Origin of the sequence: Saccharothrix australiensis, from assembly GCF_003634935.1 — a bacterium.
GTDB classification, from domain to species: domain Bacteria; phylum Actinomycetota; class Actinomycetes; order Mycobacteriales; family Pseudonocardiaceae; genus Actinosynnema; species Actinosynnema australiense.
In genome coordinates this window covers 4,926,947-4,946,791 of sequence record NZ_RBXO01000001.1, presented here as the reverse complement: position 1 = coordinate 4,946,791, position 19,845 = coordinate 4,926,947, and the positions used below count along the sequence as shown (strand labels likewise).

General features: G+C 65.4%; 12 protein-coding genes and 1 pseudogene. 10 read left to right on the top strand and 3 right to left on the bottom strand.

Features of this window, described 5'->3' with window-relative positions; translation table 11 throughout:
• Positions 1-112: 112 nt before the first annotated feature.
• Positions 113-1,282 carry a DUF5677 domain-containing protein gene (locus C8E97_RS21020; protein ID WP_147455187.1) on the bottom strand — a complete coding sequence of 390 codons (1,170 nt, stop codon included), beginning with the start codon at positions 1,280-1,282 and terminating at the stop codon, positions 113-115.
• A 250-nt stretch (positions 1,283-1,532) separates the two neighbouring features.
• Here C8E97_RS21020 and C8E97_RS21015 point away from each other — a divergent pair, with 250 nt between their 5' ends.
• The 3 genes from C8E97_RS21015 to C8E97_RS34120 all read left to right on the top strand — a co-directional run bounded on the left by C8E97_RS21015 (position 1,533) and on the right by C8E97_RS34120 (position 3,576).
• Positions 1,533-2,420: an NACHT N-terminal Helical domain 1-containing protein gene (locus C8E97_RS21015; RefSeq protein ID WP_147455186.1), complete on the top strand. Its 888-nt coding sequence runs from the start codon at positions 1,533-1,535 to the stop codon at positions 2,418-2,420.
• Between the two features lie 84 nt (positions 2,421-2,504).
• On the top strand, positions 2,505-3,128 hold the full coding sequence (locus C8E97_RS21010; RefSeq protein ID WP_121007232.1) for a hypothetical protein: 624 nt from the start codon (positions 2,505-2,507) through the stop codon (positions 3,126-3,128).
• 193 nt (positions 3,129-3,321) lie between these two features.
• Complete coding sequence (locus tag C8E97_RS34120) at positions 3,322-3,576, top strand: hypothetical protein (RefSeq protein ID WP_147455185.1); 255 nt, start codon at positions 3,322-3,324, stop codon at positions 3,574-3,576.
• A gap of 4,039 nt (positions 3,577-7,615) precedes the next feature.
• Here the strand turns inward: C8E97_RS34120 and C8E97_RS36695 are convergent.
• Positions 7,616-9,295 carry a P-loop domain-containing protein gene (locus C8E97_RS36695; RefSeq protein WP_121007230.1) on the bottom strand — a complete coding sequence of 560 codons (1,680 nt, stop codon included), beginning with the start codon at positions 9,293-9,295 and terminating at the stop codon, positions 7,616-7,618.
• Between the two features lie 160 nt (positions 9,296-9,455).
• Between C8E97_RS36695 and C8E97_RS20995 the strand changes: the two genes are divergently transcribed.
• Both C8E97_RS20995 and C8E97_RS20990 read left to right on the top strand, forming a co-directional pair.
• Entirely contained in the window at positions 9,456-10,910 is a 1,455-nt protein-coding gene (locus tag C8E97_RS20995; protein WP_211347102.1) for an AbiJ-related protein, read from the top strand.
• A gap of 180 nt (positions 10,911-11,090) precedes the next feature.
• Positions 11,091-12,038 (top strand): hypothetical protein, encoded by a 948-nt coding sequence (locus tag C8E97_RS20990; protein WP_121007229.1) that lies wholly within the window; start codon positions 11,091-11,093, stop codon positions 12,036-12,038.
• A gap of 45 nt (positions 12,039-12,083) precedes the next feature.
• On the opposite strand, the pseudogene C8E97_RS20985 reads toward C8E97_RS20990, so the two are convergent.
• A pseudogene (locus C8E97_RS20985) lies at positions 12,084-12,972 on the bottom strand (IS5 family transposase).
• 297 nt (positions 12,973-13,269) lie between these two features.
• On the opposite strand from C8E97_RS20985, the gene C8E97_RS20980 reads away from it, so the two are divergent.
• The 5 genes from C8E97_RS20980 to C8E97_RS20960 all read left to right on the top strand — a co-directional run bounded on the left by C8E97_RS20980 (position 13,270) and on the right by C8E97_RS20960 (position 19,790).
• Positions 13,270-14,700 carry a recombinase family protein gene (locus tag C8E97_RS20980; protein ID WP_121007228.1) on the top strand — a complete coding sequence of 477 codons (1,431 nt, stop codon included), beginning with the start codon at positions 13,270-13,272 and terminating at the stop codon, positions 14,698-14,700.
• A 6-nt stretch (positions 14,701-14,706) separates the two neighbouring features.
• Positions 14,707-16,017, top strand: coding sequence for a hypothetical protein (locus C8E97_RS20975; protein ID WP_121007227.1), 1,311 nt, complete (start codon positions 14,707-14,709; stop codon positions 16,015-16,017).
• 307 nt (positions 16,018-16,324) lie between these two features.
• A complete protein-coding gene (locus tag C8E97_RS34775) occupies positions 16,325-16,492 on the top strand; it encodes a hypothetical protein (RefSeq protein WP_170211933.1) in 168 nt (55 codons plus the stop codon).
• A gap of 34 nt (positions 16,493-16,526) precedes the next feature.
• Positions 16,527-17,627: a recombinase family protein gene (locus C8E97_RS20965; RefSeq protein ID WP_121007225.1), complete on the top strand. Its 1,101-nt coding sequence runs from the start codon at positions 16,527-16,529 to the stop codon at positions 17,625-17,627.
• A gap of 396 nt (positions 17,628-18,023) precedes the next feature.
• Positions 18,024-19,790 (top strand): GmrSD restriction endonuclease domain-containing protein, encoded by a 1,767-nt coding sequence (locus C8E97_RS20960; RefSeq protein WP_121007224.1) that lies wholly within the window; start codon positions 18,024-18,026, stop codon positions 19,788-19,790.
• Positions 19,791-19,845 lie beyond the last annotated feature (55 nt).

Below are 19,845 nucleotides of genomic sequence, written 5' to 3'. Positions count from 1 at the left end.
TCGCCTCGGTGATCACTCTCTGGTGACATCTCGGTGAGCCTGCGGCATTTATCTGGGTGCACGAAAACGATGCGAGGCCCGGTCGACCATGATGATGGATGCACTGGGTTTTTCAGAACGGCTGAACCAGCAATCGCCATCTGGTCCAGAGTTCGCGCCTCCAGCGCGGCCATAGATGAACGCGATTTTCCATCTCCTCCACGTACGCTTCGGTCTGCTCGAACATCTCCTTCGCGTCGACGATGAGGTGTTGGAGCGCCTTGCTGCCGGTCATTTCCAGTGCTGAGACGTCGTCTGTGCTGTGCAGCAGCGTCGTCACGCACAGTTCGAGGGACGCCAATGCCCAGGTCGCCGGCTCAGCCAGGTCGAACAGCATCGGCCCGGTCTGCTTGTAGAGGATGTCTCCGCGTTCGAAGACGTTGAGCTGTGCGCCTCTTGCGTCGGCGTGTATCTCGTGGCTGGCCCAGCTGTAGTGCCCGCGCAGGTGGGCGACCTTGACGAGCTTCTCCAGTTGGGCGAAGTTCGGGCGCCGTAGTCCGCCCACGCCGGAAGCCCAGCCGTAGGACTCCTTGTAGTCGGTGCCGAACCTGGTGAGAAGTTCCTGTCGAGCCTGCTCCAGCTCGGTGATCTCCTCGTCGGCCAGTGGCTCGCTGCCCAGCTCGTCGCAGTGCTCCTGGTAGGTCTTGGCGTCCTTGGCATTGAGGACCAGGTCGTGGAGGTAGAAGCGCTCGGCCAGGTCCGCGTGCTCTGCGGTCTCGCCGAACTCCGCCAACACGAGCATGATCACGGCAATCTCGTGGAGGGTGCGACAACGAGCCAGGGCCGCCATCGGGAAGCCGCCCGCGAGGTCGTGATGGACTTCGAGCGCCGTGCGACAGGCACGCGCGTAGAGACCGGTCAACACTTCGAAGTGGTAGTCCTGACGTTCCTCCGCCTGGGCGGCCAAGCGGCTGTCGAAGCGCTCACCCGCGTCGTGGGCGCCGACCCAGGTGGCCAGGTAGAGGTCGAGCGGGCGACCCCAGTACACCTTGAGGGCTCGCCGAAACAGCTTGCCGCCGCGATGGCGGCGACGCAGCATCTTGGGCGCGGTTCGTCGCAGTTGGGCTGCCACTGCGGGCGCTTGGGCGTCGGTTGCCTGTACCCAGGCGTCGGCGGCGACCTTGTGTGCCTCGTCCTCGCCCATCCCCGCGGCCGTGAGCTTGTCGATCCCCTCGGCCATCATCGCGAGCATGTCCTGATCGAAGTCATGGTGACCGTGACCTCGACGCTTGGGGAGCTTCATGGGTGCATGCTACGAGCGCATCGAGATGGAGCGAGGTAGTCGGCCTGACTCTGGTGATCGAGTTCGCCACCAGTAACGCTCACGGTGGTGGAGCGCCTACAGACCAGCACACGCCCGTCCACGATCGGGTAGCGCGTTCATAACGTAGCGTAACAACGCCGCTCTGCGATCGAGCTACGTCGCCTGGTTCAGTAACGATGCGGGTTGTCAGCGATACTGGCTCTGCAGGTCGATTCGGTAGGAGTGTCGGGTGTCGTTGCTCGGAGCTGTACTCGTCAAGCTTGCCGAGACAGTAGTAAAGTATGCGGTCGAAGCCAGCACCGGGAACAAGATGGCTGGCGAGTTGAGCGCCGGGGCCGCAGCCGTTCTGGGCGGACGTGCAGCCGGACTGTCGGATGAACGGACAACGCGGCGGACGAAAGAGCGAGTCGCCCGACGTCTGGCGGACGAGTTGGTCGACAGGTACGGGCACGAGTACCGGGAGTTGCCGGAGAGTGATCGGTCAGCAGCGGTACAGGCTGTGATCGATACGTTCGAGCTCGTCGGCGGCGGGCCTGGTGTTGTCGCGGGTAATGACGGCGATCCTCAGCGGTTGACGGACATGCTGCGCCACGAGGCCGGTGACCTTCTACGGCAAGCGGCGCTCGGCCGCGATGGTGAAGAGTTCTACGGCCAGCTGTTGCGTGACACTTGCATCCAGTTCGTAGCGGTGGTCACCCACCGCTCCGAGTTCCTGGCGGCGGCTGATACCGAAATGCTGTCGAGGCTGACGACACTGAGCAGTGACCTGTCCCGAGGGCTTGCCCGGCTCGACGCTCGCCTGGATCCGTTGCTCCCTGCGCGGCCGGATGGGGCCGAAGCTGTCGCGTCGCGTGACGTCGAGGATGGTCGCGGGCCGGAGATAACGGTGCAGAACACACTCGGCGGTGTGGTTGCGGGGCCGGTGGTGCAGTCCGGTCCGATTACCGGCAACGTGACGATCAACTACTGGGGAGATCGTTCCTCGTCGTCGAACGTGGAGGCGTCGGCTGTCGGCAGGGTATCATGGCAGGAGATTCACTTCCGGGGGCGCAGGAAACTCTTGTCGGCGTTGACGGGTACTCGCCTGGGCCCGAGTGATGCTGAGGCATGTCCGTAGTTCCATGAAGTCGCGGAGATCGAGACCGCGCTCCTCACGGCCTGTTCGGCGATCCTGACCGGGGACAGTGGTTGTGGCAAGTCCGTGACCGCCTATCAGGTCATGGCGAACCGGCTTCGCGAGGGCTGGAAGCCTGTGCGGCTGCGGGATTCGGCACGGAATCTCGACGGTGATCGCGTCGTGGACGAACTGCTCGCCGTGGAGGGTCCGGTGATCGCGTTGATCGACGACGCGCAGTCGGTGCCCGGTGACACCTTGCGGGAGGTGCTGGAGGCCGCTGGATCGGAGCGGTGGGTACTGGTGGTAAGCACGGAGACAGTGCAGGGACCCGCGCCCGTGGTGCGAATGGCACAGGAGCGGGCGGTGGCCACGCTCTATGCGGCCCTGTCGAAGGACCTGGAGGCATTGACCCGTGAGGTGAGCCTGCTTGATCCGACCGTGGGAGACGGCGTCCACCAGCGGTCGATCGAACACCGCCTGCGTATGGCGGCCCAACAGCCCACGCCGTGGCAGTTCTGCTTCGTGCTGTCGGGCGGCTGGCACCGAGTCGCCGGAGCATTGGCCAGACTGAGAGAACGAGACGAGGCGCATCTGGCGTTGGCCGCGATCGCGGTCGGACAGATCGCGACCGCGGACGCGGGCAGCCCGATCGACCGACTCGACGCGATGGCATTGCATGCAACGCCACCAGCGCCTCAGCGGTGCTGATCAATGGGTACGTGCCGGTCTCGTAATGACTAAGCCAGGTGATCATGGCCAACGCCGGTCCGGTGCCGTCGTGTAGTACGAACGGCTCCTCGACCGGGTGGAGAGCGAGCACCAGCCTCAACCAGAGAGTCGGTACGAGCAGCGGGCGGTGTAGACCGAGGCCGAACGGCGCGTCTGCCATGAGGTCACTGCGGTGGTCGATGCCGGCCAAAGACGGATCTGGCTGGACCACGACCTGCCCGGTGAGCGGCTGGAACCAGTTCACTGCGGCATCGTCGGCGAAAAGACGGCCCTGGGAATCAGGCTGCCGAAACCCCATCGCGCGATCGAAGCCCGACCGGCGCAGGAGATCGTCCTTCTCCGACCAGTCGGACGGCACGACATGCTCTTCGGTCGAAGCGATGATTCGCCAGCCGCGGAAGCGGCCCGTTCGCAGTATGTCGCATGACTCGGCAGGTGCCAGGGAGGACGCCGTGACGACCGTGTCAGCGGACTGCGGCCAGCGTCCTCGATTCGCCACCTCGTGTGCTCCGCTCCAAACCGGATCCCCAGCGGTCGGTGGCATGATGATGTCCAGGCGAGGCTGGCGTGTGCGTTCGATCGCGAGAGGCAGTGCAGGGTCATTGACGAGAACCCGCGCCAGGGAGTACTCCCACGCAGCTGGATCGGCGGGCGGTTCTCCGGCAGCCAGAAGCGCGGCGCGTCCGCCGGAGGCAGCTCGTTGCAGGGCGTCCTCCACCAGTGCCGGACGGCCCGTGAACGCGTCGGCCCAGCGCTTGTGTCTGACGTCGGCCAGCTCGTTTGCCTCCTTGTCGATCGCCTTCATGTGCTCGTGGTCCGCCATGGCGGCGTCGACGCGGACAATGACCGCGCGGATGATGTGCGGCAACAACTCCTCCGCTGCCGTCAGGCGGTGAGCCGCCGCCACGAACGTGACCCGCGCTGCGGTGCGTTCGAATAGTGGATCGTCATCAGGTAGCAACAACCTTCCGCTGGGGAGCAGGGCCGAGTCGGGAGGTGTCAGAGGCGGCGGAGAGGCGTGATCACCGAGGATGTGGGCTGCGAAAGCCCGTACAGTCAGGTAAGGGCTGTTGCTGTGCCGCTGAAGGATGTTCTGGCATCGGTCGGCGACCACAGGATGGACACTGTCGACGTCCACGACCACGCTGAGCAGCCATGAGAGCAATGCTGGCTCGTGGAGGGCGGGCAAGGTCCCGGCCAACGCGTCGGCCGCGGTCTCAGTGCGATGCAGGAGGAGAAGCTGGAAAGCCAGAAGCGCACGCCTGCGGTTCTCCTGGCCGGGATGGGCCATCGCACCGATGACACCCTCACCGAAGACCACGTTGATGTCGCCGGTGAGACGGTCGCTGACGTGCTGCGGAGGCGCGGTGTAGGAGGTGTCGGATTTTCCTCGTCTGTCATTTTCGGCGTTCGGTGCGCGATCACTGCATGTGCGGCGTCCCAGGCGGCGAAGGCGAGGTCGAGTGGCCTCTGACGAGGACACAACCCGCCCGCGATGCTGCCGTGTATCAACGCTTGGCTGACGCCGATGGAACCGCCGCCGCTTCCCGCGACGACCCGGGCGACCTCGGATACGACGGTAGTCCACGCTGTGTCCGCGTCAAGGAGCGTGGCATGTCGGAGCGAGTCCAGTTCAGTCTGGCCGCCGAAGTTCATCCAGCCGTCGTGTGCGCGGGTGCGGGTCCACACCAGGGTGAACGCGACAGCCGCGAGTCGGAGGTGGCCGTGACGCTCAAGCCCTTCACCGAGAGACACGAGAAGGCTGGTCTGATCGAGCGGTTTGAGGACACCGGCCAAGCTGTGCAACGCCGCTTCCGCATGCTGTTCGTCCCCGGCTTCTGCAAGTTCGACCAGTCGGTAGCCGATGATGTTGGCGAACCGTTCAGGTGCCCAGTCCAGGGCGTCCGACTCGTATGGACGGCGGCGCCAAGCGCGGATGGCGCGGGCGAGACCGTTCGCGCCACCAGGGAATCCGTCGACCGCGGTCTGATGCGCAGCCGCACGTGTCGTGTTTCGCGTCTTGAGGGACCGAAGTTCATCCTGCTGTCCATCTTGCTCGTCGACCAGGGGCTTGGCGTCGATCAGCGGAGCGTTCACGCGGGCAGCGACGGTGTTGATGACCTCGACTCGTGCGGTGTCCTCAGCGATCAGTTCATCCCCGTTGCTGTACGGATGGCGAAGTGGACGTTCATCTGCGCGAGCAAGGAGAAGGGTGAGTAGTTGCCCGGGAAGATCCACGCCTGTGCCATCGGCGATGTCAACGAGCCGTTCCACCATGGCTCGATCTGCGTCGTCGAACGGCATGGGCAAGGCGAGCCGAAATGCCCCGGCGACAACAGGATCGGCGTGTTGGTGCCAGGTTCGCCACAGGTCTTCGAGCGCGTCGTTATAGAGGTCGCTCAGGTGGCCGCAGCGTTGGAGCAGCGCGGGTACGGCCAACCCGGTGAGCGCGGCGGGGTCGGCCTCGGCGAGAAGGGTCCACCATTGCGGCCAGGAGCTGCGAGTGTCCTTCCCGTCTGTATGACGCACGACCTGTTGGCAGGTCGACTGCACTTGCGCGAGCCGAAGCCGGGCGCGGGCGGGGTCGGCGGCGATGAGTTGTGGCAGCGGGTCGAGGACCTCGTAGATGGTGAGGTCTCTTCGGAAGCCGTAGGCGGTCATGAGGCGGCATGCCTGGTTCCAGTGGATCTCGGCTTCGTCGGTGTCACCGCACACGATCGCGAATCTCGCGGCCATGAGTCGGTACTCGGCCAAGATCGAGTAGTACCGGTTCCCTCCGCCTTCGGCGAGCGCGTGGTCGATCAGCTCGCGAGTGGCTTGCCGTCGAGCTGGGATCGTCGTCGACTCGATCGCCAGCGCCAGCAGGAAGTCAGGGGTAACGGGGCCGGCGTCCTGGCCGCGGAGGGAGACACCGACACCTTCGGTGACCTCTCGAAGGATGGTCAGGGCCGCCGGCCAGGTGTCGTCGTCGAGCAGGGAGACAGCCCGACGGAGAGTATCCGTGATCTGGTCCTGGATCGGGTAGAGATCACAGGCCCGTGGTTTGCCGGTGAACGGGTCGAGATCGCCGGTGAGGTGGCGAAGGGCGCCCAGTGCGCGCTGCGGACGGTCGGTCTCGGCAGCTTCCGCCTGTACCAGCGCTACAACGAACCTCAGCCAACAGCGGTACCAACCCTCGCCGTCGAGCATGCCTTCCACCGTCGGAAGGAGGTCCGGGATGCGGTGAGCGGCGATCGCGCATCGGTCGAGCCAGATCAACACCGTCTCTTCCTCATGGATGGCGCTTCGGCTGGTCACCTCACGGGTGCTCTCCACGAGCTGCGCTCGTGCGTCCCTGTCTGCAATGTTCCCTACATCGTCCGGGGCGGCGCCGAGCCCGATCAGGCGGTGGGCACTACCTGGCGCGTAGTCCTGTGTCGCAAGCGGGACCAGTCGGGCGAGAAGTGTGTGGGTGTTGGGGTCTGCCAATCGATGTGCGACTTCTGCCAGGGCCAGTGCTGCTACCGCAGGACTGTTGAGGTGGTCGACGAGTTCTGCGGTGAGCTGCACCCCGATCACGTCTGCCACGACGGGAATGAGGGCGTCGTAAGACAATCCGGTGTCGTCCAGGAAGCGGGCGATGCGGTCGTGCCACGGCCGCTTCGACTCATCACCGATCTTGGCTTGCCGCATCTGACCTCGTACCCAGGCCAGCGCGACCACATGGTCGGAGTCGCCCATGTAATGCGTGTCGTCGCTGGCATCCCACTTCGCGAAGGCGGGGATGTAGTCCTTCCAGGGAGCCACGGCGCCTGCGGCGTCGATGGCAGCGCACAGTCGCAGCCCGTCGCGTGGCGGCACGGCGATCTTGCCTTCGAACATGAGTCTGCCGGCGAACTCCTCGCTTCCCAGCAACGTCAGGGGGACGTCGATGTAGTCCGCCACGAAGGAGCCCAAGCGCTCGTACTCGAACGACTGTGCCGCACGCGCCAGTTCGACACATCGGACCAGCATCGGCAGGTTCTGCCGGCGCCCGGCACAGCTCGTCGCGACCACCAGGTTGGCCGCGATCGCCGACGCGGGATGGCCGTGAGCCACGGCGTTGGTCGCGAAGTCGACGTCGACCAGGTCGAGCACCTCGTCATCGCGTCCAGCAGCGGCCAGTGTCGGCAGTAGGAAGCGGAACGCGCGCTCGTCGCGGTAGAACCCTCGTGCTTCGAGCCAGTCGACGACGAAGCGGAGGTTGGCAGTCAGGGCACGCGGGTGGGTTTCCATGCGTCGGCGCAGGAAACGCGCGAAGGATTCGTGATAGACCCGCAGTCCGCCCTGTGTGGCACGCTCGACCAGAACCGGTGCCAGGATCACCAGCGCGTCGTCCAGCCAGTGGGCGAGGTCCGGCCTCATCTCGGCCAACTCGGTTCTGTCCATCGGAAAATCCAGGAGTCCCAGCACGTCCGCGATCGTCGAAGCCGGCCCGAGTGCGACGGTCAGGTGGTCGTAGTAGTTCTCCAACGTGCCGTCGAAAGGCGGGAGGGCGTGGAGAACGGCCTCGGGATCCGCTGCCGAGTGTGGTCGGACCAGGACTTCACGGCAGAGGTAGGTGGCGTACAGGGCGTTGCCGCGGGACCGTTCCTCAAGCAGGGCAAGAAAGCCGTCGGCCTGCTGCTCGTCCACGGGCGCGCCCGTGCCGTCCGGGCGACGACACCGAGCTTCGCCGCCAGCGCGGCTAGTTCGGCTTCCGTCAAGCTGGGAATCTCCCCCGTAAGAGCACCTGCATCCCGTAGCGGCGCGAGGTGATCGCCGGGTTGGCTGAGCACGATCAGGGTGCTGCCTGCCGGGAGGTCCAAGGCAGCCAGAGCAGAGGCGAGAGCGGCAGAAGGATCGGAGCCCGGCTGGGAAGGCAGGATCCGTGCGACATGATCAAGGCCGTCGACGACCAGGGCGACCCGACGGTCGCTTCGAGCCGTGACAGCTCGTGTGGCCGCGTTGGCCAAGGCCACGTCATCCGCGGCATATCGTGGCCTTTGGGCTTCGACCAAACTCGGGTCGGCTTCTGCCAGCCGTCCCAGCAGGCTTCCGAGTACGGCCTCGGCCTGGACACGCTCGTCGCGCTCGTCGAGTGTGTCGTTGAGGTAGCAGTAGTGCTCGGCAACCAGCCAGCCGGCCGAGACCAGGTCACGGACGAGCCGGTCGCATGCCCAGGATTTGCCCTGGCCGGGAGGCCCGGTGAGTACCAATGGAGCGCCCTGCGACGCCGCCTGTGTCGCCAGTGTGTGGAGGTCCGCCACAGTCGTCCGGCGGTCGACCTCGATCGAGGGATCAACCGGGTGGACTCGGGATACGGCCCCGAAATCCCGCCTCAGCTGCGCACGTTGCATCATGGTCTCGGCCGTCGGGATGCTCAGTCCCTGGCGCGCTTGCCGCGCGAAGGTCGTGAACGCTTCTGCCACATCCTCGGCGGACCTGCCGGTGTTGGGGTATGACTCCGCGCCGACCTCGGCGCGGACTCTGGTCAGGAGGATCCGCTCCGCCGGCCCAGGCACGCTCATGTCCCCGCTCGACATGGGTGCCTCGACTTCGATGACCAGCCGGGCGCACAGCCACGCCAGGTCATTCCTGTCGACGGACTTCGGTCCCGAGCGAAGGAAATCGAATCGAGAACGTTCAGTTTTCTTTGCGGGTCTGGACTCGTGCGGTTCGAGCGGCCAGAGCCGGGTCGACGTCGAACCGCAGCCGCCGCGTCTGCATGCGAAGATGAATGGACCAGGGTCGGGGACGGCGGGCACCAGGACAGCGGCGAGGGCCTCGTCGACGGGTTGGGTGTCCCGAAGAACGACGCGGAAAGCGAGGTCGGACGCAGCGCTGCCTGGACCGTCCCGATCAGCCGCAGCGGCCGCCACCAGACGATCGAGTCGGAGATCGCGTCCGTCGGTGGTGAAGGTGTCCACCGTCAACGGTCTGTCGTCGTTGTCGGTGTGCTTGAACTGCGTGCGTTCACGCCGACCGTCGACCGTGATCACCGTGAGATCGTCGAATCGGTCGTCGTCCACATGCTTGACGTCGACGTGTGCAGCGGAAAGCGTTCCCAGGACAAGATCAACCAAGCGGCCCGCGGTCAATAGATCCTGGTACTCGTACCCGCGATGGGCTGCCTGGAGGTTGGGCATCCGATCAGGTTAAGCGATCGTTGAACCTGTCGTGACTGCGGTAGCAGACTGACGCAAAGCGACTGACCCAACCGCTCATCCCGCTGACGGTTACCTCTGTCGGGTGGGGCCTCGTTGCTCTGTCCGGGTGACGTCGGGTCATGTTTGGCAGAATCGGCCGATGGCCGGTTCCGCAGACTTGATGACCTTGCGCGAAGCTCTTGACTTCCTGCCGCGACACTTGAGCGAGTCGGCCACGCATGCCGAGTTGGCCGCCGACTGCGAAGCCCTCGGTATGCCGACGCCCCCGTCGGAGCAGGAGGGGACGAAGTTCCGGCGGGCGTCGGCCAGCTTCGCGGCCCTGCCGGACTCGGCTCTGGTGGAGGTCGCACAGAAGGTGCTGGCCACCGGCTCGCTGCCCGCCGAGCAGCGCACCAGCGTCGAGGACGCACTATGGGCGTTGAGCGCATATGTGCCCATTCCGGCGCGGGTACGGCGCGAGTTGGCCCGTGCCCTCCATCTTCCCGACATCGTCCACCACCCCGACCGGTTCACCCAGGTTCTGGACGACCTGTGGATCCTGGACGACAACCCGCTCGACGTGGTCTTCGGCGACGGCGGGCGCAACCTGCGTACGCTCATCGACCGGCACGTCTACCGCAATCCGGGGGACTGGTCGACCGAGGAGTTGTTCGAGCGGCTCGGTGCCTTCAAGGCTCCCGATGCCCGGTTCGGGGTCTTCCTGGAGCGGTTGGCATCGGGTGACCTCAGCTGCGACGAGCGGGCGCAACGGGCCTTCGTCGAGGCAGTCAACCCACACCTGCGGACGGTCGGGGTCGAATTGCGGGAGACCGGGGAGCGTGACGGCGACCCGGTGTTCGGCGTGGTCTCCGTCGGCTCGCACCGCGGCCGCCCGAAGAACCTGATCTTCGCCTCCATCGGGAAGAAGCCCGACCTGCGGTTCCGCGACGCGGTCGACAACGACGTCGAGATTGTCGGAAACGCCGATGACGTTCTGGTCTACGACCGCACCATCACCGGTGATGGGCTGCGGTGGCGGGACCTTCAGGCGTGGTGGAGGGAGACGCGCGGCCTGGACAGCGACGAGGACGCCAAGCGGGCTCTACAGCAGGCTCATGGCCTGCCTGCCGGACAGCTCACCTCCGCAGCGACGTCTGTTCGAGCAGTACCACCGTGTCCACGCCGCCCGGGTGCAGGAACTTCCGGCCTTGCTGCCGGAGGTCTGGCTGCACTGGGATTCCCAGACCGCGAAGGCGCGGGGCAAGGATGCCCTGTTGAGGTTCCGCATGGACTTCCTGCTCCTGCTGCCCCACGGGCGGCGGGTGGTGCTGGAGGTCGACGGGAAGCATCACTACGCAACAGGCGACCGAGCGGATCCGAACATCTACGCCAGGACCATGCGAGCCGACCGCGAGCTCAAGCTCAGCGGCTACGAGGTCTTCCGGTTCGGCGCCGCCGAACTCGCCGACGACGAGCAGGCAGGCACCGTCGTCGAGGAGTTCTTCCGCGATCTGTACCGCACGACCGGCCTGTCGACCGCCTAACCACGTCGACGGCAGAGGAACGCACCGGTCGGCATGCGGCCTCGGTCGACCGGTATGGGGCGGCCGCGTAGAGCTGACGGTGAGCGCTGCGGACTGGCGTCGTCATCGGGTGGCACGTGGTCTATGGTGTGCGCACGGATCGGCTCTGTGGTGGCGCCTCGGGGTTACCGGACACTCATACTTCTCCGTCGGCTTCGTGCTGCCCTCACATCGGGCGTCGTGGTCGGCGGTCGACTTGCGAGGATGATCCGTTGACCAGCTACAGCGTTCTGCCCTCCGGTTCCAAGGCGTCCGTGATCGCGACGTGGACCAGCGAGTTCTCCGATCACAGTGCCAAGGTCACCACTCTGGCCGATGCCGAGCCCGCCGCCGAGCTGGCCTACCTACTGACCCGGTTGTCCGAGCACGCCTGGTCGGCGGCGGCATGGTCGGGTATCAGCCCGGTCATCGAGGCCGGTATCGCGCGGCTGGTCGAGCGACTGCGCTCGACCGAGCCGCGCATCGCCCCGGTGGACCTGGTGAAGACCGATCACCGGCATACCGAGGGATACCTCCACAGCGATGTCACTCGGCTGCTGACGTCGCAGCTGCCCGACCTGTTGGGGGACTTGACCGGTGCCCAACGGCACTCCATCGCCGACGAGCTGGTCCTGGACGCGGACGCGCGAGCGGAGGCACTTCGACTGCTGGTGACCGGATGGGATCCGGAGTCGACAACCTCGCGCATCTGGCAGATGTGCGAGGTGACCCGGTCGATGAGCTTCGGCGAGTCCGGTCCGCTGCCCGAGGGCGGCGCGGGGTGGATCAACCGGGTGTGGGAGACGCAGGGCTCGCCGGCCGGGCGGTGGGGCGCGCGTGACCGGCTGATGCGCCTGGAGCAGCTAGTCGAGGCGTGCAAAGCCCACGGCGGCAGGGCCGAGGTCGAGGAGAACCCCACCCACGCGCACCTGGTGGTGCCGCGCACCCCGGATAGCCCGCTCGACGACGTGGACATCTTCGACGTCCGAGTGCACGACCGGAGGTGGGACACGGAGGACGCCGACCCGTTCGCGCCCCTGGTCATCACCCGACGCCTGCCGGGTGGGAGCGAGGTGCTGGGCGAGGTGGAGCCCGACGATGACGACGCGTTCGCCAAGCTGCTCGGCGAGTGGACCCGGCTGCTGCCCAGCCCCGTGGTCATCGACCGATCCCGCGAGTGACCCGACCCGGCATCCCATGACGCCGCAGTTCGCTAGGGCCTGTCCTCAAAGCCAGATGAGCAGAGTGGCCAGGTCGAGCATGCCTCGGTAGGAGATGGCGGTCTTGTCGAACCGGGTGGCGATGGCGCGGAACTGCTTGAGTCGGTTGAAGCAGCGTTCGACCACGTTGCGGCGCTTGTAGGCGGTGCGGTCGAAGACCGGTGGGCGTCCGCCGGCCCGGCCTTTGCGTCCGCGGTTGGCCTGTTGGTCGCGGCGTTCCGGGATCGTGGCCCGGATGCCGCGTCCGCGCAGGTGGTCACGGATGGCCTTGGTCGAGTAGCCCTTGTCCGCGATCACCCGGCTCGGCCGGGTCGCCGGGCGGCCCGGGCCCGGCCGCCGGAACTCGATTCCGGCCATGACGGTGGTGAACCGGGTGCAGTCGTTGACGTTGCCGCCGGTCAGCACGATCGACAGGGGCCGGCCGTGGCCGTCGCACGCGAGGTGGATCCTGGTGGTGGGTCCGCCCCGGGAGCGGCCGATGGCATGATCACCTGGCTCGCTGTGCCCGCCGCACGACCCGACCGCCCCCCGTGTGGACGACGGTCGCGCTCGTGCGGCGGGCGCCGGCGGCGTGCTGGTGGGCACGCACGATGCTGGAGTCCACCGACACCTCGCGGTCCAGCTCGTCGATCGCCTCGGCGATGACGCGGACCCTCGTCACGAGTGAGGCGAGGGTGCCGTCGCGCGACCAGCGCCAGAACCGGGTGTAGACCGTCTTCCACGGCCCGTACCGTTCCGGCAGGTCACGCCAGGCGACACCGGTCCTGGCCTTGAACAGCATCCCGTTGATCACCCGCCGGTCGTCCACCCGAGGACGACCCTTCACACCCGAAGCCGGCAACAACGGCTCGATCGCCTGCCACTGCTCATCGGTCAACTCGTGCCTACGCACCACAACCCAAGATCAAAGCAGATCAGCACCACCCGCTTTGAGGACAGGCCCTAGGCCGTGTCATCCGGAGGCGACGCCGTTGCTCTTCGAACCGCAGAGGAGCGACGGTGGCCCGGCTGTCACGGACGAAGTCCACGTCGCCCGGACCGGCTGGATTCGCTCGTCCGCCGGGCGAGGCGGTGTGCTGCCATGTGGGTGTAGGCAGTGCGCTGTTCGGGTGTCAACGCTGTGAGTTTGCGTCAGCCCACCGGTACGGAGTCGTCGCGGAGGGCATCCACTGCCCGTCGGCGAAGGTGACAGATGACGACATCCACGACTGATCAGGATCTACTGGACGGCTGGTTGCAGGGCAAGCAGCGCAAGGGTGAGCGGAGGCGTTCGCTGGACTCGTACGTGCACCTGGGGTTGCGGTTCGCGTTCTATGGGCGGATGTCGACCTCGGAGTACCAGGACCGGTACTCCTCGCGGTTGTGGCAGCGGGAGGTGTGTGGGCGCTTGGTCGCCGGGCACGGGGCGATCGTGTCGGAGTTCTTCGACGAGGGTGCCTCGCGGCGGCGTCGGTGGTCCAACCGGCCGGAGGCGGCGCGGCTGTTGGAGGCGTTGGCCGATCCGGACTGCGGGTTCGACGCGATCGTGGTGGGCGAGTACGAGCGGGCGTTCTGCGGTCGTCAGTTCGACGAGTTGGTGCCGCTGCTGCGCGCTGGCGGGGTGCAGGTGTGGTTGCCAGAGGTCGGCGGCCGGGTGGACCTGGATGACGGCGAGCACCGCAGGTTGATGACGTTTCTGGGTGCGCAGTCGGAGCGGGAGGTGATCCGGGCGCGTAACCGGGCGTTGGCGGCGATGAAGGCGCAGGCCGAGTTGGGTCGGTATCTGGGTGGTCGCCCGCCGTACGGGTACATGCTGGTCGATGGCGGACCGCGTCCGCGGCGCGCGGATGCCCGCTGGGGGCGGCGGGCGCGGAAGTTGGCGCCGGATCCGCGGACCGCGGGGCACGTGAGGTGGATGTTCGCCCGCCGGTTGAGCGGGGTGTCGATGGCCGGGATCGCGCGGGAGTTGAACGAGCGTGGTGTGCCGTGCCCGACTGCGGCCGATCGGGAGCGAAACCGGCACCGCTCGGGCATGGGGTGGAGTGTGCAGTCGGTGCAAACGATCCTGGACAACCCGCGCTACACCGGCCGTCAGGTCTGGAACAGGGTGGCCAACGACCGCGACGAGGTCGACCTCCGCACCGGTCGGTCGGGGCAGGTGCCGAACCTGCCGCAGGACTGGGCGATCTCCCGGGAAGTGGTGCACACGCCGCTGGTGAGCATGCGCGACTTCACTGCGGCCCAGAACGTGCGCGCCCGACGTCCCAACGGCGACGGCGGTGAACGCCGGTACGTGTTATCGGGCTTGGTGGTGTGCGGGGTGTGCGGGCGGCGGATGGACGCGCACTGGGTGCACGGACGTCCCGGTTACCGGTGCCGTCACGGCTTCAACAGTGCCCGGCCGCGTCCGGCGGATGGGCCCCAGTCGTTGTACTGGCGTGAGGATCGTCTGCTGGAGGACATCTCGGTTGCTGTGGCGTCCGCAGGTTTCGCGCGGTCGGCCGTGGGCGCTGGCATGGTGGTGTTGCTGCGCGAGAAGGCCATTACTGTTGTCTGTGGGCACCAAGGGATCGAAGTGGTTGAAGGTCTGATGCCTGCTCTTTCGTCACGGGGTTCGGCGCTGACCGGCGATGCACTACGGTGAGCGGCCATGTCCGAGGGTGAACAGGACGCGGTGGGTTCCGCGATCTCGGGTGCCGTGCCTCCACGGTCCCGGGAGGCGGAGGGGCGGCTGTTGTTGCGTCGTCTGGTAGCTCCGTTGGTGCGGGCGGGATGGTCGGAGGCCGCGGTCGAGGAGTGGTACGACGACGAGGATCCGGACCGGGGAGGTGCCGAGGTCGCGGAGGTCACCGTCGAGTTAAGGCGGTCGGGCTTCCACCTGCTTGTGTCGTGGAATCCGGTGACGGGTCAACTGGTGGTCGCGGACCCGACCGAGGGTTGGGATGGGGACGACGGGCTCTTGCCGCCGCTGTTCCCGCTTGACGAGGAGATCACCGTAGACCTGGCAGGCGGGAGTTCGCAGGCCGTTCGTGCCGAGACCGCACGTCGGGCGTTCGCTGCCGCAGGACTGCTGGACGCTACGCGGATCCGGCTGTCCGAACCGGCTACCTCCCTGCACGCCGATCTGGTCATGTCCTTCCGGGCCGACTACGTGCATGACGTAGCCATACGTCACCGTGGGCGCGACGATCTCGCCGGGGTGTTCGCGTCGCTGGGCGAGGAGTTCTCCTGGCGGATCGCCTCGGGGATGCGCGCCTATCCGCTGATCGTGCCCGCGGCGGTGCCGTCGGCCGCGGCGCGGGGAATCGCGGAGTGGTGCTGGCGCCGGGAGAGCGTGGTCGAGGAGTGGCACCACAAGGTCGACGACCTCACGATGGCACGTGCCAACATCGCCGCCACCCGGGCGGTCCTGCCCCACGTGCACCTCGAAGGTGTCGACTGGCCCGCCGTGCGCCTGGCTCTGACCTTCCCTGGTCGGCGCCTGGCCGACGGCCGCGCCCTGGTCGGGCTGTTCGAGGACGGCTGGGAACCGATCCTCGCCTCGATCCACGGCCAGGTGGACCTGTGGCAGCGCGCGGAGGACGAACTCGGACCGCAGACCGTGCTGGCGTTGCTGAGCATGCACGGCTCGCGCACCGAGTCCGTCGGCGACTGGTGGGGCTCGGGGCACTTCGAGACCCTCACTCGACTGGTGATCGAGAATGGGGCACAGGTCGGCAAGCTGCCTCGGGCGGCGCTGGAGTTGTTCGCCGACGCGGATCGGTTCGCCGACATCGCCGCCCACGCCCCCGACGGCCTCGACGACGACCTCCTGTACTGGCTTACCCGCGCCATCTTCGATGAACAGTCCCGACGCCGTATCGAAGGGGAACCCGACACCGCCGTCGTCACCTTGCCCGACTGGGTGACTGAGGAACTCACCGAGCTGCTCACGACCGACCGCGACGACACGTCCTCCTGACCGGGGCAGTGCCGACAACACAGCCACAAAGCCGGCGAGGTCACTCGATCGCGGGTTGTGTCCGTGATCCCGTTGTCGGGGCGTCGATGTCGTGACGGCCCGGATCGGACAGCGGGGTGATGGTGTGCGGCTGATCGGGCCTGTCCCAATCCATGTTCTTGCCACCGTGCCAGCCTCGAAGTTCGAGTGTGGACGAGGGAGGCGGATCGTGGCGGCCTTGTGCGACCGAGATGTGCTGACCGACTGGATGGGACTGTGGACCGAGGACGACACCTACGGTGCCCGCGGAGTCCATCCAGGACCTGCCGTGGTAGACGGGTTGCGGTTCGCCTTCTACGGCCGTACCTCGACCATTGAGCACCAGGACCCGGAGACCTCGCGGGCGTGGCAGTTGGAGGTGTGCGAGGACCTGGTCGCCGGGCACGGCCGGATCGTGGTGCACTTCTTCGACGCCGGGAGGCCACCCACGGCGTGATCGGTGGCGGGATCGGCCGGAAGCGGCGGAGCTGTTGGCGGCGATCCGGGATCCGAATCGCGGGTTCGACGCGATCGTGGTGGGCGAGTTCGAGCGCGGGTTCGCCGGGGATCAGATCGAGCACGTCGTGGCGCTGTGCCGCAGACACGGTGTACAGGTGTGGCTGCCCGAGGCGGGCGGTCCGCTGGACCTGGACAACGCCGAGCACCGGGCACTGATCCGGATGCTGGGTGCGCAGGCGCTCCGCGAGGTCGTACGCGCCCGGCACCGGGCGATGGCCGCCATGCGTGTTCAGACCCGTGATCACGGCCGCTACCTGGGCGGGCGTGCCCCCTACGGCTACCGGTTGGTTCCCGCAGGCACGCACCCGAACCTGGCCGAGGCCCGTCGCGGTCGGTGCGTCTACCGCCTGGAGCCCGACCCGGACACCGCGCCCACGGTGCGGTGGCTGTTCACCGAGCGTCGAGCCGGGCGCAGCGTGCAGGACCTGGTCGTCACACTCAACCGCCAAGGTACGCCGTGTCCGGCCGAGCATGACCCCGAGCGCAACCAGCATCGGACACGTCGTCGGTGGACCGCGCAGTCGGTGGCGTCGATCCTGGCCAACCCGCGCTACACCGGTTGGCAGGTGTGGAACCGGCAGAGCGTCGACCACGACCATCACACTCCCGGCGAGCGCAGGCGGCGCCGCGTCACCAGGTGGAACCCGAGCAGCCGCTGGGTCGTCTCCCGGCAGCGCTCCCACGCCCAACTGGTCAGCGAAGCTGACTTCGTCGCAGTCCAGCGACTGCGCTCGAACCGCCCTAACCAGGACGGCGAGTCCCGCGAGTACTTGTTCGCCGGGCTGTTGCGCTGCGGCGTCTGTGGCCGGCGGATGGACAGCCACTGGGTGCACGGACGTCCCGGCTATCGCTGCCGCCACGGTCACACCGGTCCGCGTACCCAGCACACCCTGGCCACGCTGTACCTGCGCGAGGACCACCTGATCACCAGGATCAGCCATGCCTTGCACATGCCCGTGGTCGCGAGCCCGAGCCGCGTTGCCGCCCAGCTCCGCACCCACCACATGGTGATCGTGTGCACCGCCGACGGAGTGTCCGTCGAGCTGCCTCGCCCGATGCTGCGGGTCGCATAAACACGAAACCACGGGTCCGATCTGATAAACTCAAGATCGAACCCGTGGGGTAGAACTGTGTCCGAGGCCGGACTTGCGCACTATTCACCCAGGTCGAACTAATGCATTAGCCCGATCCACAGGAACCACAAGAAAGTATATTCATACAATTTTCACAGATAAGTTCGCGTGAACCCGCTTTCGTTCTCAATTTCCCGCTGACCCATCCTTGTCATTTGCCTCAAAGGGCTCCGATATCTCCAAACGCTATTTACCGCGCGGCACCAGTTCCGACTATCCCACAGTTCCGGAGGTCGGTGCGATCGACCTTTCGGTAGCTACTCGCTGAAACACCTTGCTCCAACTCTTGCCGAGGCAAGATTTGTGCGAGAGCAGAAAGTATGGCAAAGTCTGCGTATGGCCGAACTCGACTCTCAACCCAAGTCCATCCAGTCAATCTACTCATGGTATAGCGAGAGCAAACTTTTCGTCAATCGACGCTACCAACGTAAACTCGTTTGGACCCAGGTAGAGAAACAAAAACTCATCGAGTCAGTCTTGAAGCGCTATCCAGTACCAGCCGTCTTGCTCGCGGAGCGCGAAACCGGCGACTATGAAGTAATCGACGGCCTTCAAAGACTTCACACTCTTGTATCGTTCATCGAGAACTCCTTTCCGGCAATTGACGGAAAGTTCTTCGATGTGTCACAGTTTCCCACCGCACGCAGCCGGGCAGATGAGGGCGCGTTTGAAATAGTTTCAGGCCCGGATGAAAGCAAGCTCACTCCGAAGGAGGTGAGCACTTTTCTTGACTACTCGCTGGCAGTATCGGTGATGCGGGGCGCAACAGAGGCTGAAATCGATGATGTATTTTCTCGCATCAATACATACGGCCATCGACTCAGCGATCAAGAGCGCCGACAGGCTGGCGTACAAGGAGAATTTTCGAACCTCGTTCGAGAACTATCCTGCGAGTTGCGCGGGGATGCTTCAAGCGACATCCTCCCCCTCGCGAATATGCCAGCGATTAGTATCGACCTCCCAAAGACTAAGCATGGCTACTCCGTCGTCGCCGACGAAGTCTTCTGGGTAAATCAAGGTATTCTTCGATCAACGGACCTCCGCGACTCGATGGACGAGCAGTGTATCGCCGATATCGCTGCCAGCATCGTCGGAGGACAAATAGTAGACCGATCAAAAGAAACTCTCGATGACATTTATCAGTCCGACAGCGTCGAGAGCAAGAGGATCTCGACCGCCCTCGACATTTACGGGGAGGATCGGTTCAAGATTGAATTCAAGCACTGTGTCGATGAATTGCTTAAGGTTTGCGATAGCGGGGAGCCGAAGAAGCTACGCTCAGTCCTATTCAAGAAGAAAACGACAAATCCATTTCCTTCAGCATTCGCCGTACTCATGATCGCATTGCATGAGGCATTGATTTCCGGACAAAGGAAGATTGCCAGCTACGATGGAGTGAAGACGGCGCTGACGGATTTGTCAGACCGGATTGAAACAAGCAGAAAGTCAACCACCCCCGAACAGCGGCGAAAGAACGTCGACACGATTAAGGGCCTTATCGACTCTCACCTGGTACCTGGTAACCCTTTGAACTATGGAGGTAGTCACTCAAGCACCGATATTGACTCCATAATTCGCCGATCGGAGATCGAACTCCCTCACTACGAATTGAAGCAGGGAATTCTGCGACTTGACGATGCGGGCACGATCGATGAGAATGTTTTCTCCAAGGTTGTAAACACCATCTGCGCAATTGCAAACAACGGCAGAGGTCGATCGGGGACGATCCTGATCGGCGTCAGTGACAATGGTGTCGATGCTACGCGTGTCGCCAAACTGTACGAGCTATCGCCACGTAAGGTGTCGGCGCGATACGTCGTCGGAGTCAGCCGCGAAGCTCGCAAACTCGGCGAATCGACAGAATCCTATTTCGCCCGGTGGAAAGGCGCGGTCCGTAATTCCGGACTCACCGATCCTTTGCGCGAATCAGTCCTTTCAGCTATGGATTTCAACGACTATTTTGGCCTTGGCGTAATCGCCATAACCGTTCCAGAACAACAGCAACTCTCTTTCGTTAACGGCAAGGTTTTTGCGCGCGAGGGAGACGAGACTGTAGAGGTTACAGAACCTCAAGCCATAGTGCGCTTGGCTGGACGCTTCTAGCGCGGACTATGTCGCAACAAGTCGCGCCATGTCACTCTGATGTCGCTTTGCAGAT

Excerpts from the sequence above, each read along its gene's own strand:
- C8E97_RS21020 (WP_147455187.1), bottom strand. The coding sequence starts at position 1,282 with ATGAAGCTCCCCAAGCGTCGAGGTCACGGTCACCATGACTTCGATCAG.
- C8E97_RS36695 (WP_121007230.1), bottom strand. The coding sequence starts at position 9,295 with ATGCCCAACCTCCAGGCAGCCCATCGCGGGTACGAGTACCAGGATCTA.
- C8E97_RS20995 (WP_211347102.1), top strand. The coding sequence starts at position 9,456 with ATGGCCGGTTCCGCAGACTTGATGACCTTGCGCGAAGCTCTTGACTTC.
- C8E97_RS20980 (WP_121007228.1), top strand. The coding sequence starts at position 13,270 with ATGACGACATCCACGACTGATCAGGATCTACTGGACGGCTGGTTGCAG.
- C8E97_RS20975 (WP_121007227.1), top strand. The coding sequence starts at position 14,707 with ATGTCCGAGGGTGAACAGGACGCGGTGGGTTCCGCGATCTCGGGTGCC.
- C8E97_RS20960 (WP_121007224.1), top strand. The coding sequence starts at position 18,024 with ATGGCCGAACTCGACTCTCAACCCAAGTCCATCCAGTCAATCTACTCA.